Source organism: Streptomyces sp. 142MFCol3.1, assembly GCF_000424945.1.
GTDB classification, from domain to species: Bacteria; Actinomycetota; Actinomycetes; order Streptomycetales; family Streptomycetaceae; genus Streptomyces; species Streptomyces siamensis.
Window position 1 is genome coordinate 15,636 of sequence record NZ_AUKV01000033.1, and the last position, 17,470, is coordinate 33,105.

Annotated in this window: 10 protein-coding genes; 2 read left to right on the forward strand and 8 right to left on the reverse strand. The window is 70.5% G+C overall.

Going from position 1 to position 17,470, the window contains the following annotated elements:
• Nucleotides 1-104 precede the first annotated feature (104 nt).
• The 3 genes from H305_RS0135555 to H305_RS0135565 form a co-directional block, all read right to left on the reverse strand.
• Nucleotides 105-1,025 (reverse strand): carbohydrate ABC transporter permease, encoded by a 921-nt coding sequence (locus H305_RS0135555; protein ID WP_028804643.1) that lies wholly within the window; start codon nucleotides 1,023-1,025, stop codon nucleotides 105-107.
• A gap of 12 nt (nucleotides 1,026-1,037) precedes the next feature.
• A complete protein-coding gene (locus H305_RS0135560) occupies nucleotides 1,038-2,033 on the reverse strand; it encodes a carbohydrate ABC transporter permease (RefSeq protein WP_028804644.1) in 996 nt (331 codons plus the stop codon).
• 93 nt (nucleotides 2,034-2,126) lie between these two features.
• On the reverse strand, nucleotides 2,127-3,437 hold the full coding sequence (locus H305_RS0135565) for an ABC transporter substrate-binding protein (RefSeq protein WP_028804645.1): 1,311 nt from the start codon (nucleotides 3,435-3,437) through the stop codon (nucleotides 2,127-2,129).
• A 317-nt stretch (nucleotides 3,438-3,754) separates the two neighbouring features.
• On the opposite strand from H305_RS0135565, the gene H305_RS0135570 reads away from it, so the two are divergent.
• Nucleotides 3,755-4,765 carry a LacI family DNA-binding transcriptional regulator gene (locus H305_RS0135570; RefSeq protein ID WP_028804646.1) on the forward strand — a complete coding sequence of 337 codons (1,011 nt, stop codon included), beginning with the start codon at nucleotides 3,755-3,757 and terminating at the stop codon, nucleotides 4,763-4,765.
• 542 nt (nucleotides 4,766-5,307) lie between these two features.
• Nucleotides 5,308-9,672 (forward strand): hypothetical protein, encoded by a 4,365-nt coding sequence (locus H305_RS48005; RefSeq protein ID WP_158690636.1) that lies wholly within the window; start codon nucleotides 5,308-5,310, stop codon nucleotides 9,670-9,672.
• A gap of 182 nt (nucleotides 9,673-9,854) precedes the next feature.
• Here H305_RS48005 and H305_RS49615 read toward each other — a convergent pair whose 3' ends face one another.
• From H305_RS49615 to H305_RS0135605, 5 genes are all read right to left on the reverse strand, one after another.
• A complete protein-coding gene (locus H305_RS49615) occupies nucleotides 9,855-10,424 on the reverse strand; it encodes a DUF6461 domain-containing protein (RefSeq protein ID WP_051371305.1) in 570 nt (189 codons plus the stop codon).
• A gap of 197 nt (nucleotides 10,425-10,621) precedes the next feature.
• Nucleotides 10,622-12,085, reverse strand: coding sequence for a catalase (locus H305_RS0135585; protein WP_028804647.1), 1,464 nt, complete (start codon nucleotides 12,083-12,085; stop codon nucleotides 10,622-10,624).
• Between the two features lie 249 nt (nucleotides 12,086-12,334).
• The gene (locus H305_RS0135590; protein ID WP_199791502.1) at nucleotides 12,335-14,512 is read right to left on the reverse strand and encodes an ATP-binding SpoIIE family protein phosphatase; all 2,178 of its coding nucleotides are present in this window, start codon (nucleotides 14,510-14,512) and stop codon (nucleotides 12,335-12,337) included.
• 454 nt (nucleotides 14,513-14,966) lie between these two features.
• Nucleotides 14,967-15,659 carry a DUF402 domain-containing protein gene (locus tag H305_RS0135600; protein WP_051371307.1) on the reverse strand — a complete coding sequence of 231 codons (693 nt, stop codon included), beginning with the start codon at nucleotides 15,657-15,659 and terminating at the stop codon, nucleotides 14,967-14,969.
• Nucleotides 15,660-15,774: 115 nt separating this feature from the next.
• Entirely contained in the window at nucleotides 15,775-17,178 is a 1,404-nt protein-coding gene (locus H305_RS0135605) for a class II fumarate hydratase (protein ID WP_028804651.1), read from the reverse strand.
• Nucleotides 17,179-17,470: the final 292 nt, after the last annotated feature.

A 17,470-nucleotide genomic window follows, 5' to 3' on the forward strand; every position in this document is an offset into this window, starting at 1 on the left:
TCAAAGGGTGTGTCGCGGGGGTGCGAAGAAACAGGGATACGGATGGGGCGGACCGGTGGCCGGGTGCCGGGCCGGTGCGGAAGGCCGGCCGAGGCCGGTCGGCGTCAGCCCTTGACGGCGCCGGCCATGATCCCGCTGACGATCTGGCGGCCGAAGACGATGAACATCGCCAGCAGCGGCAGGGTGCCCAGCAGCGCACCCGCCATGATCAGTGACTGGTCGCGGACATACCCGGCGCTGAGCTGGGTGAGGGCGACCGGGACGGTCGGGTTCGTCATGTCGAGCACCACGAAGGGCCAGAAGAAGTCGTTCCACGCGTGCACGAACGTGATCATGAACAGGACCGCCATCGCGGGCCGCGCGACCGGAAGCACGATGCTCCAGAAGATCCGCAGCGAGTGCGCACCGTCCACGCGTCCCGCCTCGACGAGCTCGTCCGGCAGCGCCTCCGAGAGGTACTGCCGCATGAAGAACACCCCGACCGCGCTCACCAGCGTGGGGAAGATGACGGCCGGCAGCTGCTGCGACCAGCCGAGCTCGGACATCATCATGAACAGCGGTACGACGCCGAGCTGCGGCGGCACCATCATGGTGCCGATCACCAGCGTGAGCAGGATGTTGCGTCCCTTGAACCGCAGTTTGGCGAAGGCGAAGCCCGCCAGCGTCGCGAACAGCACCGTGGACAGCGCGATGACCCCGGCCACGATCAGACTGTTGATCATGGCCTTCCCCATCGCCGCCTCGTCCCACGCGCGGGCTAGGTTGCTGAACAGGTTGGGGCCGGGCAGGAACGGCGGAGGTGTCTGGCTGACCCGGGTGTTGTCCGTGGAGGCCGCCACCATCGTCCAGTACAGCGGGAAGACCGACACGATCGCCATGACGGCGAGCAGGACATAGGCGAGCGGTCCGGCGTGGTGCTGGCGGCCGGCGCGTATGCGCAGCAGCCGACGGGCGGTGCGGGGAGTTTTCGGGGCGGAGGTCCGGACCGGGGTGTCCGTGCGGACCGGGAGAGAGTTGACGGTCATGACGGCTCCTGGTCAGGGCGTGCGGGGGCGCAGCCGGCGGATCAGGCGCTGCGCCGCGAAGACGAGGATGAGCAGCAGGAACATCGCCCAGGCGACGGTCGCCGCGCGGCCCATCTGGTAGTTCTTCCAGCCCTCCTCGTACAGCAGCAGACCCAGCGTCTGGTACTGGTTGTCCGCGCCGCCGGTGACCCCGTTGGGCCCCTGACCGAAGATCAGCGGCTCACCGAACAGCTGGGTGGCGCCGATGGTGGAGAGCACGATGGTGAAGACGACGGTGGAGCGGATCCCGGGAACGGTGACATGGGTGAACTGCTTCCACCGCGAGGCGCCGTCGAGGGATGCCGCCTCGTACCGCTCGGCAGGGATGGCCTGCATGGCCGCCAGGTACAGCAGCGCGTTGTAGCCGGTCCACCGCCAGATCACGATGCTGGAAATGGCCACCTGGGCGGGCCACTTGTCGGCCTCCCAGTCCAGCGGGTCGATGCCGACCCAGCCGAGCACCCAGTTGATCATGCCGAAGTCGCGTTCGAAGAGCATGGTGAAGACGAGGGCGGCCGCGCCGACCGAGGTGGCGTAGGGCACCAGTGACGCGACGCGGAAGAACAGCGAGGCGCGCATCCGGTAGTTGAGCAGGTGCGCCATCCCGAGCGCCATCAGCAGCTGCGGCACCGTGGAGATGACGCCGATGGTGATGGTGTTCTGCAGCGCGTTCCAGAACCGTGAGTCCGTGAACAGGTCGACGTAGTTGTCGAACGCCACCCACTGCATGGAGTCGAGGGTGGCCAGTTCCACATGGTGCAGGGAGATCCACGCCGTGTAGACGAGGGGGTAGAAGCTGAACGCCGCGAAGACGACGAAGAACGGCGCGACGAACGCATACGGTGCGCCCTTGAGGTCGATCCGGTGCAGCAGCGCACTGCGCCGCCGGCCGGTCTCCCCGTCGGGGGTCTTCGTGGGCGGACCCGAACGCTCCTCGCCGGCCAGGGCGTTGGTGGTGGAGGTGGCCACCGGAGTTCCTTCCTGAGAGCGGATGTCTGAGCCGGGCCCCGGGCGCGCCCGGCAGGGTGCGGGCGCGCCCGGGGTGTCGAAAGGCCCGAGAGGTCAGCCGACCGCCTTGTCGATGCGCTCCGCGGTGGTCTTCCACGCCTTGTCCCGCGACTGGCCCTGCTCGACCAGGGCCAGGCCCTGGGAGAAGGTGTCCTTGATCGTGCCGTCCTTACGGCCGAGGACCTGCTTGTCGGGGATCTCCTGCGCGGCGGCACCGAAGATCTGGCCGATCGGCGCGCCGCTGAAGTACCCGGAGGTGACGTTCTTGACGTCGTCCTGCTCGAGCGCCTGGCGGGAGGAGGGGAAGTTGCCCAGCTTCTTGAAGATGTAGGCCTGCTGCTCCGGCGCGGTCAGCCAGGCGACGAGCTTCTGGGCCTCCGCCTTCACCGGACTCTTCTCCATCACGCCGAGGAAGGAGCCGCCCCAGTTGGCACCCTTGGGGGCCCTGGCGACGTCCCACTTGCCCTTGTTCTTGTCACCGGCCTTCTCGCTGATGTGGCTCAGCATCCACGCCGGGCAGACCGCGGTGGCGAAGGTGCCGTTGGCCAGTCCCGGGTCCCAACCGGGCTGGAACTGGCGCAGTTTCGCGCTCAGCCCGTCGTCGGCGGCGTCCGCGGCAAGGTTCCAGGCCTGCTTGACGACCGGGTTCTTGTCGTAGATCAGGTCGCCGTTCTCGTTGTAGTACTGCTGCGGATAGCCGTAGACCATGGCGTTGAACAGGCCGCTGGAGGAGTCCATGTACGACACGCGGCCGCCCTTGAAGTCCTTCTTGAAAGTGCGGCCGACCTCGACGTACTTCTTCCAGTCGCCCGCCCACAGCTTGCCGACGGCGTCGCGGTCGGTGGGCAGACCGGCCTTGGCGAAGTAGTCCTTGCGGTAGCACACGGCCATCGGGCCGGCGTCGGTCCCCAGGCCCAGCACCTTGCCGTCCTTGGTGGTGATCTGGGACTGCTTCCAGGGCAGGAAGTGGTCGGTGCCCGCCGTGCGGGAGAAGTCGGCGAACTTGTCGGCCTGCGTCTCGGTGATCTCCTTGGCCCGGCCGATCTCGATGCCCTGGATGTCCTTCAGGCCGTTGCCCGCGGCGAGATGGGTCTGCAGCGCGGTGTAGTAGGTCTGCTCGTCGCCGGCTATCTCGGCCTTGATCTCGACGTTCGGGTGCTCCTTCTCGTACTGCTCGAGAAGGCCCGACTCCTTGAAGCCCATCACCCCGAACATGCCCATGGTGATGACGGTCTTGCCGTCCTTCTTGCCACCGCCCGTGACCGAGCCGTCACTGCTGCCGCAGCCGGCGACGAGCGCCAACGCGCATACGGCCGCAGCTGCTGACGCCAGCCTCTTTCTGCCGAACGAACCGGGACTGCTCATGGATCTCCTCCTAGGCGGCGGCGCGGACGCGTCGAATTGACACGCTTTGCGACGTCTACTGCGGCTCTGGTGGGGTGGTGGGTACGTGCCCATCGCTGACCAAAGAAAAAGTGGGCACGTTCCCACCGACGCATGGCAGACTCACCGCATCGAGCCGATCTGTCAATGACTTGAACACGACGAAGAGAGATTGCCCCGGCCGTCGCGGTCCTCGTGCTTGGACGGCGCAGGGCCCGCCCGGCAGCGGCGTCTGCAAGAATCGATGCTGGTCATCAGCGCGGCCGACGCTGTCGCGCGGCTGCCGGGAGGGGAGCGCAATGGCTGGGAATCGCCGTCCGACGATCAAAACGGTCGCCGCCCGTGCGGGTGTGGGCAGGACGACGGTGTCCCGGGTCGTCAACGGCTCGGAGCTGGTCAGTGCCGACGCGCGGGCCAGGGTCCTGGCAGCGATCAAGGAACTCAACTACGTACCCAACACGGTCGCCCGCGGCCTCGTGACCAGCCGCACCGACGCGGTGGCCCTGGTCATCCCGGAATCGGCGAGCCGACTCGGCTCGGAACCGTTCTTCGCCGCACTGATCCGAGGTGTCAGCGAAGCCCTCGCCGACAGCCGGACGCAGCTGCAGCTGATGCTCGTCCGCGACCAGGCCGAGCGGGAGCAGCTCACCGAGTCGGTGGCGGCACGCCGCGTGGACGGCGTCCTGCTGGTCTCCGTCCACGCCGACGATCCGCTGCCCGGGATGCTGGAGGACCTGGGTCTGCCCACCGTGCTGGCCGGCCGCCGCGACGTCGGCGAGCGACTGAGTTACGTGCACGCCGACAACGCCGGCGGGGCGGCGGAGGCCGTCCGGCACCTGCTGAGCAGCGGACGCACCAAGATCGCCACGATTGCCGGTCCGCTGGACATGGACGTCGGCCGCAGCCGGCTCGAGGGCTGGCGCACCGCCCATCGCGAAGCGGGGGCACCCGCGAGCGAAGTCCTGGTCGAGATCGGCGACTTCAGCTGGGAAAGCGGCCGCCGGGCGATGTATTCGCTTCTTGAACGCGCCCCTGATCTGGACGCCGTGTTCGCCGCCTCCGACCTCATGGCGCTCGGCGCCCTGGAAGAACTGCGCCGCCGGCAGCGGCAGGTACCCGGCGACGTCGCCGTCGTCGGATTCGAGGACTCACTCGCCCGCTATGCCCACCCGCCCCTGACGACGGTGCGCCAGCCGGTGGAGGAACTGGGCCGCACGATGGTCCGGATCCTCACCGAGATCACCCAACACGGCGCGCCCCGGCAGCAGGTGAGGCTGCCGACGGAACTGGTGGTGCGCGAGTCGACCTAGGGCGGGGCGGGGTGGATCGTCGACCACATGGTGGCAGAGGTGACGGAATCGTCCTCGCCCCCCGCGGGGCCCGGACCGGCGGCACGACCTCGACCCGGCGAACGACCGGGCGCGCGTCACGATCCTGGGGTAGTCCCGTCGACTCTTCCCCATCAGCCTCGGACCCCCAGGTCGAGGAGGGCGCACTGGCGCGCGAAAAAGGCGCCCGGCGATTCTCCGGGTGCCTTTTCCTTGTGTGCGGACGGGACTTGCCGGATATGTCGACGGTCGATTATTGGCCAGACGTTCCGGAAGCTCAGAGTTCGATGAGAATTTTGTTGACCCGGGCCGCGCGCGCGGATCATGCTTTCCGGTAACGGGGAGGGAACCCGAGTGGCAACGCGCGCTCCACACTGACCAGTGGCCCGCGCCTCTTCACGGCCTGTATTCACGAATTCCGCCGACCGTGCGCGGGCTGTCACGCGTGCCCGGATTGCGTTTCATGCGCCCTTTCCCCTTCCGGAACTCCCGTGCTGCGGGAGCCCATTTGTGAAGGAGAACCGTTGAGATTCCACAGACGAACGAGGGCACCGCTGGCCGCGGTGGCGGCCGGGGCGGTGCTCGCGGGACTGACTCAGGCCGTGGCCTGGGCCGCCCCGCCGGCACCGGCGGCTCCCGCCACGAAAGCGTCGGCCGAGAACCGGCGCGACGCGGTGCCGTCGGCAGAGCGGGCCGCGGTACTGGGCAAGACCTGGAAGAATTCGGGTGACCTGGCGTGGACCACATCGGGTGACGCGGAGGGATTCCACATCCTCACGGCCCGGAAGAAGGACGGCTACACCTGGCGCAGTACGGCGTCGCTTTCCGAACCGGGATTCGACGCCGACGCCTGGATCGGCAACATCTGCGTCACCGGTTCGGGCAAGCGGGCAGTGGTGGTCTACGCGCCCCGCACTTTCACCAACAAACCCCAGCTGATGGCCCGGGGCGGGTTCACCGCGGTCGTCGATCTGGCCTCCGGCCGGGTGACGAAGCTGAAGCTGAAGGCGTCGCTGTCGTACTACGACCCGGGCTGCGGGCCAGGGGAGTCGGTGATCCTGACCCAGTCCGGGGGCGAAGACCTGCCCGGCACCCGGCTGTTCCGGCTGGACGCGTCGACGGGCAGGGTGGGCAAGCCGATCGCGCTGCGAGGGCAAGTCACCTCGGCCGTCCCGGCCGCGCACGGTTCCGTCCTCGCCGCCTCAGGTGCCGAGGTCGTCAAGATCGACGCCCGTGGCACGCGCAAGGCCCTCGTCCGCACCGACGGTGTCCCCTACCGGCTCACGCCCGACGGCGACGGCGGACTGGCCTTCCTCGACAAGCGCGGCGCCACGTCCCGGGTGAAGCGCATCACGGCCGGCGCCGTGGCGCACCCGGACCCGCGCGGCACGCGTGCTGCCGTACTGGCCAAGGGGCTCGCGACCGAGACGGGGCTGACCCGGAGCGCCGGCACCGTGTACGTGACCGGCACCACGCGGCCGACGGCCCAGCGACTCCCCTCCACCGTACGGCGGTTGGCGTCCGTGCCGAAGGACGCCACCGTCTCCTCGCGCGGCGAGGCCGTTCTGACCCACACGACGTGGGGCGACGGCAAGGGGACGCTGCTGCTGCCCGGCGAGACCGCCAAGGCCCGTACGGTGAAGATGTCCCTGACCACCCGCGCCACGGGGCGCACGGCGTCCTTCACCGTGGACCCGGCCCGGCGGGTGTCCGCCCACGCGGGTCAGGGCCGAGACGCGTCGCCGGGTCTGCTGACCGGTTCCGGAGGCAGTGGCAAGGCGTCGGTGACCGCGACGGCCGCCGGTGACCCGAGCGACCCGGTGGAGTCGGAGCGCACCTGCTCCGTGCCCCGCAACGACCCGCGCAACCAGGCCATGCAGCCCAAGCCCCGCCAGGTGGAGTGGGCGGTGGACCAGGCCGTCAGGGGCATGCTCAACACGCACGTCTCGCGTGCGGCGAACTGGAAGAACCTCGGCATGCCCGCCTACATGCCGCAGGCCCTCTTCCTGAACCCGGCGCTGGACGGCGGCGGTCGCGCCATGGCGCAGGTCATGCTCGGCGTGACCACCCAGGAGTCGAACATGTGGCAGGCCGCCCGCTCGGCCGTGCCCGGCGTCACCGCCAGCCCGCTGATCGGCAACTACTACGGCATCAACCTCTACGACGGTGACACCAGCAACGACTGGGACGTCAACTTCGCCAAGGCGGACTGCGGTTACGGCATCACGCAGATCACCGACCACATGCGGATGGCCGGCCGCGAGGACGGCCACGGCGGTGCCGCCTGGGACTACCAGAAGCAGCGGGCCGCCGCCCTGGACTACACCGCGAACATCTCCGCCGGCCTGCAGACCCTCATCTCCAAGTGGAACGAGACCCGCGCCGCGGGCATGATCGCCAACCACGGCACCACGGGACGGCCCGAGAACTGGTACTTCGCCCTGTGGGCGTACAACTCCGGCTTCCACCCCGACGCCGGCAACGGCTCGCCCTGGGGCCTGGGCTGGGCCAACAACCCCGCCAATCCCGAATGGGACGCCGGACGCCTGCCGTTCATGGAGAACGCCGCCGGCGGCGAGGACGCCAGCGCCGCCGCCCGCCCGCAGAACTGGCCCTACCAGGAGAAGGTCCTCGGCTTCGCCGCGCACCCGCCGTCCTTCCTGGAGTCCCCGGGCGTGATGGTCCCGGCCTTCCGCCCCTCCACCTGGAACGGCACCTCCGAGGCCGTCACGGTCAAGGGCAGCGCCCTGTACAACCGTGCCCACCTCAAGGCACCGGAGGACGCGTTCTGCAACTCCTCCAACAGCTGCGATCCGGCCCGGATATCCGACGGTGCCTCCAACGACACTGTGAGCAGCGGGCCTTGCGGACGCAGCGACTTCCAGTGCTGGTGGAACAAGCCGGTGACCTGGAAGAGCGACTGCGCCGACACGTGCGGATACGAGTTCATCCGCTTCGGCGACAGCATGCCGGAGGAGGCCGACGGCACGGCGTACCCGCCCGTGTGCAGCACCAGCGGTCTCCCGGGCAACGCGCTCATCGTCGACGACGTGCCGGCGGGCACCCCGGTCGTCCGCCCGGGCTGCACCAACTCCTGGACGAACTCCGGGACGTTCAGCTTCAACTTCGCCAACAACGGAGTGGAGACCGTCTATCCCGCCAAGGTGGACCTCCACCAGCTGGGCGCGGGCTTCGGCGGCCACTTCTACTTCGGCCACACCCGCCAGGACGACGCCAAGGGCCAGCGGCTGAAGATCACCGGCACCTGGAAGCTGAAGGACACGCTCAAGGGCCAGGCGAAGGTCATGGTCCACCTGCCCGACCACGGAGCGCAGACCAACTACGCGCGGTACGAGATCGACACCGCGTACGGGACCGAGACCCGCACGATCAAGCAGCCCGGCGACGGCAACCGCTGGGTGTCGCTCGGCGCGTACCGCTTCGACAACGCCGCCGCCGTGCGGCTGGACACCATCACCCCGGACGGCACCGGGGACCAGGACATCGCCTTCGACGCGGTGGCCTTCGTCCCGGGCAGCTACGACCTGATCACCGACATGCGGCTGCCGGAGTGGAACCCCGGCGCTCCAGAGCCGCCCGCGGTGGAGCCCGTCACCACGCTGCCCGGACACGTCTTCCCGCGGCCCGGTGTGCAGTCCTCCCGTGCGGGGGCGACCGCCGACGAACACCCGCGCGCTTTCGACTGCCGTGCCGTCAAGGGCAAGAGGAACTCCGAGGTCTGTCTGGAGTTCCGGGGGAAGCCGGCCGAGAAGACCTCGCAGCGGAAGGGCGCCGCGGCCGCGGCGGGCACCGCGTTCTGTTCCAAGAGCGGCGCCGACATGTTCTACACGCGCACCAGGGCCTGTCTCCAGGACAGCTTCTCGGCCACGCTGTACGAGAACGGCACGCCCATCGCGCAGAACATCTACGCGTACAAGCACGAGATCGACCTGGACCTCGACAGCCCCACGATCCAGCAGACGGTGTCGGTCCAGCCGACGACGGTCGACCCGAAGGTTCCGCCCGTCACGATCAACGTGCAGTCCTTCTGCCAGCACAACTGCTCGTCGGCCGGGATCACCTGGTCGGGCCTGCCGGAGTGGTCGGGCCTGGACAAGCACGAGGCGGTCGGCCGGATCGACCACACATGGTCGGGCACGGCCGGCAACGAGACCGTCCACCTGAACTGGATCCTCTCCTCGACCATGGGCGGCGCCCCGAACGGTGGGGCGGACTACCAGCCGCCGAGCGGAAAGCTGGGCATCCGCTGCGACCGTGAGGCCAAGGGCAAGAGCACCGTGGGATGCGTCTTCCCCGACTACATCCCGACGTACGTCGTCAACACCGAGGCGAACCCCTCGGCGGCGGCGTTCTACTGGATCCTCATGCAGAAGCTGCCCTACCACCCGGGCAGCCGCGATCACAGTTCGCCGCTGAACTACCTGGCGAGCACCGACCGCCAGAAGGCGAACCGCAAGGTGATCTGTCCGACGAGCGGACCCGACAAGTTCGTCGGCCACCCCGACTCGAAGCCGCCGAACAGCACGTCGAGCTGTGACGAGTACCCGTTCGCTGCGACCTACCAGAGCGGCGGGATGCCCCCGCAGGCGGTGAGCAACGGCAAGGAGTGCACCCAGCTCTACGCCAAGCCCCTCAGCACCGGCTGGACCCTGCTGGAGGACCCGCGCTACGCCCGGGTGAACACCTGGAACGAGATCTGCGGCCGGGCCAGCATCCCGGGCGACGAGAACTCGGGAGCGGCCAACCGGATCGGCCTGTTCTTCGTGCCGAACAACCGGATGCTCGACAAGGACGCGTTCTATGTGAGCGTGCCGGGCTTCGAGGGGTGCACGGATCTCTCGCAGATCTGTGTGGTCCGTACCCGGTAGGGCGGCGGACCGTCAGGTCCGGCGGGCACGGCCCAAGCCGTGCCCGCGACCGCCCCGGCCACTGGAGACCGGCCGACCGGCGACATGCCGGCCGGTCTCCGGTCCCTGTGCCGGCCCGGCAGGACGCCTGGGTCCGGCACGACGGAACGCGCCGGGCCAGGGCGTCCGGGGCGGTCCGGAACCTAGGCCAGAAGAACCGCCGGGAGCGTTCCGGCCTCGAGTGCCGTGCGGGGGAGGTCCAGCGCGAAGACCCGTTCCGCCACCGTGAGGATGCGCCGCTCGGGTTCCCAGTCCTCCGGGTCCGCCGTGCCGTCCGGCAGCAGCATGCCCGCGCTCTGCATGGCCGGGACGAGGAACGACGGGTCGCTGCCGCCGATCTGCTCGGCCTCCACTCCCGGTTCGAAGTCCGCCGCGATCTCGCCGTCGCGGGCGTGGACGAACCAGTACGGCGGCATTCCGCTGTCCAGCAGCATGACCGCCTCGGTGCCCTCGGACACGCGCCGCAGGAGGCGCCGGTCGGTGCCCTCGGCGCTCGCGGGTTCCAGGGCGAAGGCCCAGCCGTTGCTCGTGCCCAGCCGGGCGACCGGGCCCTTGTCGCGGGCGAGCTCCAGCGCGTCCTCGGCGGACAGGGAAGGCACGATCCGTCCGGGGTCCCCGCCCATCCGGCGGACCAGTTCCTCCGCGCTCAGGCCTTTGGCGAAGGTGACGCAGTAGGCGTCGTAGGTCTCCCGGATCCATGCGATGCCGTCCACAGTGCCTTCCCCGCCTCTCGCCGCCACACGGGCCTGCCCGAACCGGCCCTTCCGGTGCTCCGGAACCGTATCCGGGTTCGCGGGCGACGGCGCGGCCTTCGCCACGACGGCGGCTGAAAATGATCTGCGCCGACGGCGCCCCGCCCCCTCCGCGGTGCGCAGGGGGCGGGGCGCCGGGGCCGCCTGGACGGACCGGGTCAGCCTCCGTTGACCCGGTGCGCGATCCGGTCGCCGATCTCCTTGTCGATGTTGCGCCAGTACTGGAGCGCGCGGTCCAGGACCGGACGCGACACGTCGGCCTTCAGATGCCCGGTGACGTTCGACACCAGCCGGTCACGGGCCGCGTCGTCGAGCACCTGGCGGACCAGTGTGCCCGGCTGCCCCCAGTCGTCGTCCTCGTTGTGCAGCCGGTACGCCTCGCGCACCAGCTCGCCCGCGGTCTCCCAGCTCGCCGGATCCCCGAACCGCCCGTAGTCCGCGGCGGGTCCGCCGTACGAGTTGGGCGCGTACGGCCGGGCGGCGTTCGACGCCTCGTAGCGCATCGGGCCGTCCTTGGCGTACGAGTTGACCGCGGAGCGCGGCCTGTTGGGCGGCAGCTGGCTGTAGTTGGGGCCGATCCGGTACCGGTGCGTGTCCGGGTAGGAGAAGAGCCGGCCCAGCAGCATCTTGTCCGGCGAGGGGCCGATGCCGGGGACCAGGTTCGAGGGCTCGAAGGCGGCCTGCTCGATGTGGATGAAATAGTCCTCGGGGTTCCTGTGCAGGGTCATCCGGCCGACGTCGATGAGCGGGTAGTCCCCGTGCGGCCAGACCTTCGTCAGGTCGAACGGGTTGAAGCGGTAGTCCGCCGCGTCCTCGAACGGCATGATCTGGACCTTGAGCGTCCAGCTCGGAGCGTTCCCCGACTCGATCGACTCGTACAGGTCCCGGCGGTGCACGTCGGCGTCCGTGCCGGCCAGCTCGTCGGCCTCCGCCTGGGTGAGGAAGTCGATGCCCTGGTCGGTCTTGAAGTGGTACTTCACCCAGAACCGCTCACCGGCACCGTTGATCCACATGTAGGTGTGGGACGAGTAGCCGTTCATGTGGCGGTACGTCCTGGGGATGCCGCGGTCGCCCATCAGCCAGGTCACCTGGTGCGCCGACTCCGGCGACAGCGTCCAGAAGTCCCACTGCATGTCGTTGCTGCGCAGCCCGGTCGCCGGGTGGCGCTTCTGCGAGCGGATGAAGTCCTGGAACTTGATCGTGTCCCGGACGAAGAAGACCGGAGTGTTGTTGCCCACCAGGTCGTAATTGCCGAGCTCCGTGTAGAACTTGAGCGCGAAGCCGCGGGGGTCGCGCCAGGTGTCCGGCGATCCCTGCTCGCCGGCGACGGTGGAGAACCGCGCCAGCATCTCGGTGCGCTTGCCCGGCTGGAAGAGATCCGCCTTGGTGAACTGGCTGACGTCGTTGGTGACTTCGAAGAATCCGTACGCTCCACTGCCCTTGGCGTGCACCACCCGCTCGGGGACCCGTTCCCGGTTGAACTGGGCCATCTTCTCGATCAGGTAGTGGTCCTGGAGCAGGATCGGACCGTCGGGGCCGACGGTGAGCGAGTGCTCGTCGCTCTCCACCGGATTCCCGACGTTGTTCGTGGTGTACGGAGCCTTCTGGGGTGCCTGCGTCACGAGCGTCCTCCCGTCAGAAAAGAGTCGTCAGGTCGCTTCGTTCACCCCAGCAGTCAACGCCGCCGACGGAATGTCGGCAACATGTGGACCGAGTCGGTCCACATATGGGCCGCGTCCGGTCCCGGCACCGGTCCGGCGCCGACAGGGACGCCGACGCCGGAGAACCGGCCCGGCTCCGGGCGCGGCCGCCCGGCGCCGCACGTCCGTGCCTGTCCCGGGCCGCCCGGGGTGAGGGGGGCGAGTACCCCCTCAGCCCCGGTTCAACTCGAACCAGACGACCTTTCCGGTGCTCAGCCGTGTCGCGCCCCACCGCCTGGCCAGCCGGTTCACCAGGTACAGCCCACGGCCGCCCTCGTCGGTGGCGCGGGCCTGCCGCAGCCTGGGCAGCTGCGGCACGTCGTCACCGACCTCGCAGCGCAGGACGTCGGTCCGCAGCAACCGCAGCGTCACCGGCCGTGACGCATAGCGCACGGCGTTCGTCACGACCTCGCTGACGAGCAGCTCCACCGAGTCGGTCAGCTCCTCCAGACCCCACCGCGACAGCGCGCGCCGGGCCAGCTTGCGGGCCCGTCCCGGGGCGGCGTCCTCCGGCTCCAGGAACCAGTACGCGACGTCGCTGGGCGCGATCCCGTCGAAGCGGGCGGCGAGCAGCGCGATGTCGTCGTCCCGGTCGCCCGGACCGAGCATGTCGAGCACCTCGTCGCACAGCGCCTCCAGCGGCGGCGGGTGGTCGGGCCCGGTCAGCTGCGCCGTGGCGGCCAGCCGCTCCCGCAGCTGCTCTATGCCGGTCCACACGTCCCTGAGCCGGGACTCGACCAGACCGTCGGTGTACAGCAGCAGCGTCGCCCCGGCGGGCGCGTCCAGCTCGACCGCCTCGAAGTCAACGCCGCCCACACCGATCGGGGCGCCCGGCGGCACCCGCAGCACCTCGGCGCGCCCGCCCAGATGCAGCAGGACCGGCGGCGGATGGCCCGCGTTGGCGATGGTGATGCGGTGCGAGACCGGGTCGTAGACCGCGTACAGGCAGGTCGCCATGCGGTCGGTGCCCAGCCGCTGCGCCTGCTCGTCGAGGTGGTGCAGCACTTCCTGCGGCGGCAGATCGAGCCCCGCCAGGGTCTGCGCGGTCGTCCGCAGCTGCCCCATGATCGCCGCCGACGTCATCGAGTGCCCCATGACGTCACCGACGACCAGGGCGACCCGGCTGCCCGGCAGCGGGATCGCGTCGTACCAGTCCCCGCCGACGCGCGCCGTCTCGGCGGCGGGCAGGTAGCGGCTGGCCAGCCGCACGCCCGTGGGCCGCGGCAGCGTCTCGGGCAGCATCGTGCGCTGGAGCTCGTCGGCGATGTACGCCTCACGCCCGTACAGCACCGCCTTGTCGATGCCGAGGGCACTGTGCGTGGCGAGCTGCGCGGCGACCAGCAGATCGTCCGCCTCGAAGGCGAGACGCTCCGGGCGGCGCAGGAACAGGGCCGCGCCGATCACCCTGCGGCGCCCGCGCAGCGGGGCCAGGATCGCGCGCTGCCCGCCGGGCACCACCAGGTCGTCGCCGAGCAGCTCGGGCAGCGCCGCACGTGCGGCGGGCGCGTCCGCGAACACCGGGCGGACACCGCGCAGCACCTCGGCGAGGGCACCGCCCGGACGCACCTCGCACAGCTCGGCCGTCATCGCCGACAGCTCGCTCGGCTCGGGCCGCAGCGCCGGCATGAAGCCACCGTCGGTGTCCCGCTCCTCGGGAATCCGGTCGGTGCGCCGCAGACGCAGCACGAGGGGCCCGGTGGGCCGCTCGTCGCCGACCGGCAGCGGGTCGCGCAGATAGACGAGGATCGCGTCCGAGAACGTCGGCACGGTGGCCCGGCACAGGCCCATCACGATCTCGTCGAGGTCGATGCCGCGCGCGATCCTGCGGGTCGCGGCGCCCACGAAGCGCAGCCGGTCGCCGTCCCTGCGCATCGGCATCGGGCCGCCCTGCGGCAGCGTCTGCCCGGTACGCCGCTCCTTGGCGCCGGGGGCGCGCGGCGGGCGGTCCTGCTCCGCGGCCGGCTGGGCCGGGATGCCCTCGGGCGCGGGGCGCGGGCGGTGCGCGTCCGGTTCGGTCACCGACGGCTGGGAGTGTTCGGAGCCGGAGGAGGCGGGCGGCGGTGTGGACGCGCCGGTGCCGGAGGAGCCAGACGACGACGTCATGTCGACGTCGGCCGAGACCTGACCCGTGGCGCGCCGGCCACACGGTGTGGCGGCGGCGGGTCCCTGGGGCGCGTCGCCCGAGCGGGCGGACTGGACGGGTAACGCGGAGGCGCCCGGCAGGGAGGACGACTGTTCCGGGGTACGCAGGAGTGCCCCGCGGGGGTCCGCGGGGGCGGGCGGCCGGCCGGCACCGGGCTGGCGGCGCTCGTGCGAGGTGGGGTACTCCGTCACGCGTGTCGAATCCATCCGTCCGGGGCTGCGCGCCGTGCGTGCAGTTCGTCCCGCAGCCCCGATACCCGGAATGTGTGCCCCAGGAACGGAATCTGCGCGTCGTCGGGGTCGGGCCCGAGGGTGAGCACGGCCGCGGCCGTGCCGGGGACGGGCCGCGCCGACCCGAGCGCCGTGCGCGACACCGCGTCAGGCAGCCTTGCGGGCCGGGTGGATGACGCCGTGCCGGACGACGCCGACAGGGAAACCGTACGCGACCGCGCGCCGGACGCCGACGGCAGCGCCGCGCGGGACGCCGCTCCGTCCGGTCCGCCACGGGCCGCGCCGCCGTGCCCCTCGTACCGCTCGCTCACGTCCTGCCGCCCCTCGATGACATATGGTCAAGCCCGGCTCGTACTGCGGGAGTTGTTGCTGCGGTGCGCCCTTGCGGAAGACGATCCTACGGTTGTACCACGGGGGCGCATCAAGGGTCTCATGAGGACACGTGCGCGGGCGTACGGTCCCAGTCATCGGGCAGGAAGGGAACCGGCCAGGACGGATCCGGCCGCCAGTGCTGCCATCCGTCCGAGAACGGCGCACCCCACGACCTGATCACGTCCACGGCCGACCAGCCCGCCTGCCGTACCCGCGCGGCCAGTTGAGCGTCCATCAGACCGGCCCGCTGGGCCATCGCGAACTCGTCCTCGTCGAGCCAGCGCCAACTCCGGTCCGGGTGCACGGAGATGTCCAGGAAGTGGTCCTCGGAGTCGACCCCGCCCTCCCAACGGGCCAGCGGTGCCTCAAGATTCACGTACCAGTTCTTGAAACGCCAGCCCGGCTCCCAGAACAGCCACACCGACCAGGCGTCACCGGGCCGCGCCAGCTTCAGCACCCCGGTGCCGAACCAGCGGTCGCGCAGCACCGAGCGCGGCTTGGTGTAGCGCGACTCGAGCGGCTCCCCGTGCACCGGCGTGCCGTCGGCCAGCACCGGCTTCACGCACTCCGTGCCCGGGGCCATCCACACGGCGAGGAGCTCCGGGTCGTCGCGCACGACGGTCACCGGACGGCAGATGTGCAAGCGCGCGCCGGCGTTCTCCCGGTACCGCCACAGGATGTGACTGCCGGGGGTCCAGTGCTCCGCCGGCCCGCCCGCTCCCACTCGCCTCACCGCTCCACCGTCTGCCATGAACAGATATTAGGTGCCCCAGGCATACGACGCTGCGGCACGCGTCACGGTTCTCGCCGGCCGGCCCAGGACGTAACCGCCACGTCATGCGGCGTCCGCGGGGAGGCGGGAGCCGTCACGGGCGCGTCATCCCGAGGACATCCAGCGCCTCGTCCAGCTGCTCCAGGGTCAGGTCCCCGCGCTCCACGTAGCCCGACTCCAGGACCACCTGGCGGATCGTCTTCCGCTCCGCCAGCGCCTTCTTGGCGACCTTGGCGGCCTCCTCGTACCCGATGTACTTGTTGAGCGGCGTCACCACGGACGGTGACGACTCGGCGTACTCGCGGGCCCGCTCGCGGTGCGCGACGATCCCGTCGACGGTGCGGTCGGCGAGCAGCCGGGACACATTGGCGAGCAGCCGGACCGACTCCAGGACGTTCCTGGCGATGACCGGCAGCATGACGTTGAGTTCGAAGTTCCCGGCCGCTCCGGCCACCGCGACCGTGGCGTCGTTCCCGGTGACCTGGGCGGCGACCATGAGCACGGCCTCCGGGACGACGGGGTTCACCTTCCCCGGCATGATCGACGAGCCGGGCTGGAGGTCGGGCAGAGCGATCTCGGCCAGCCCGGTGCGCGGCCCGGAGGCCATCCACCGCAGATCGTTGGCGATCTTCGTCAGACCCACCGCGACGGTCCGGAGCTGCCCGCTGGTCTCGACGATGCCGTCCCGCGCACCCTGCGCCTCGAAGTGGTCGCGGGCCTCCGTCAGCGGCAGCCCCGTGGCCCGGGCCACCTCCGCGATCACGGCGGCGGAGAACCCCGGCGGCGTGTTGATCCCGGTCCCCACGGCGGTGCCGCCGAGCGGCAGTTCGGCGAGCCGCGGCAGCGAGGCGCGCAGCCGCTCCACCCCGTACCGGACCTGGGCCGCGTACCCCCCGAACTCCTGCCCCAGCGTCACGGGTGTCGCGTCCATCAGGTGCGTGCGCCCGGACTTCACGACGTCGGCGAACTCCCGCGCCTTGCGCTCCAGCGCGGTCGCCAGGTGTTCCAGCGCGGGAATCAGGTCCCGGGTCACGGCCGCGGTCGCGGCGATGTGGATGGAGGAGGGGAACACGTCGTTCGACGACTGGGACGCGTTCACCTGGTCGTTGGGGTGCACGTCCCGGCCGAGCCGCTCGCTCGCGAGCGTGGCGATGACCTCGTTGGTGTTCATGTTGGACGACGTCCCGGACCCGGTCTGGAAGACGTCGACCGGGAAGTGCGCGTCCCAGCGGCCCTCCGCGACCTCGGCGGCGGCCTCCTGGATCGCCTCCGCGACGTCCTTGCCGATCACGCCCAGCTCGCCGTTCACCTTCGCCGCGGCGGCCTTGATCCGGGCGAGCGCCTCGATGTGGGCCCGCTCGATCCGCTGCCCCGAGACCGGGAAGTTCTCCACGGCGCGCTGCGTCTGCGCCCGCCACTTCGCGTCGACCGGCACCCGGACCTCACCCATGGAGTCGTGCTCGGTCCGGTACGCGGTTTCCGCCTGGCCATCTGTCATTGACGACACCTCCATGGGGGACAGCATCCTGGACCCCACGGGTGTTCCCACCGTGGCCGGTCAGCGGGGCGGGGGGTGTTCGTCCGGGAGGACCAGCCGTACGCCACGGGCACGCGCCGGTCGTGGACCCGCGCGGAGACGGCGACGGCCCGTCCTCAGCAGACGGCCGAGGACCGCCTTCACCCGCACACGCGCGGAGACGGCGAATGACCTCCCCCACCCGCACACGCCGAAAGGGCCGCTCCGGCGGAGCGGCCCTTTCGGCGGATCCCCGTTCGCGCAGGGCCACCCC

What these genes read in the sequence shown, in the direction of transcription:
- H305_RS0135555 (WP_028804643.1), bottom strand. Translation starts at nt 1,025, where the DNA reads ATGACCGTCAACTCTCTCCCGGTCCGCACGGACACCCCGGTCCGGACC.
- H305_RS0135565 (WP_028804645.1), bottom strand. Translation starts at nt 3,437, where the DNA reads ATGAGCAGTCCCGGTTCGTTCGGCAGAAAGAGGCTGGCGTCAGCAGCT.
- H305_RS0135570 (WP_028804646.1), top strand. Translation starts at nt 3,755, where the DNA reads ATGGCTGGGAATCGCCGTCCGACGATCAAAACGGTCGCCGCCCGTGCG.
- H305_RS0135590 (WP_199791502.1), bottom strand. Translation starts at nt 14,512, where the DNA reads ATGGATTCGACACGCGTGACGGAGTACCCCACCTCGCACGAGCGCCGC.
- H305_RS0135600 (WP_051371307.1), bottom strand. Translation starts at nt 15,659, where the DNA reads ATGGCAGACGGTGGAGCGGTGAGGCGAGTGGGAGCGGGCGGGCCGGCG.
- H305_RS0135605 (WP_028804651.1), bottom strand. Translation starts at nt 17,178, where the DNA reads ATGACAGATGGCCAGGCGGAAACCGCGTACCGGACCGAGCACGACTCC.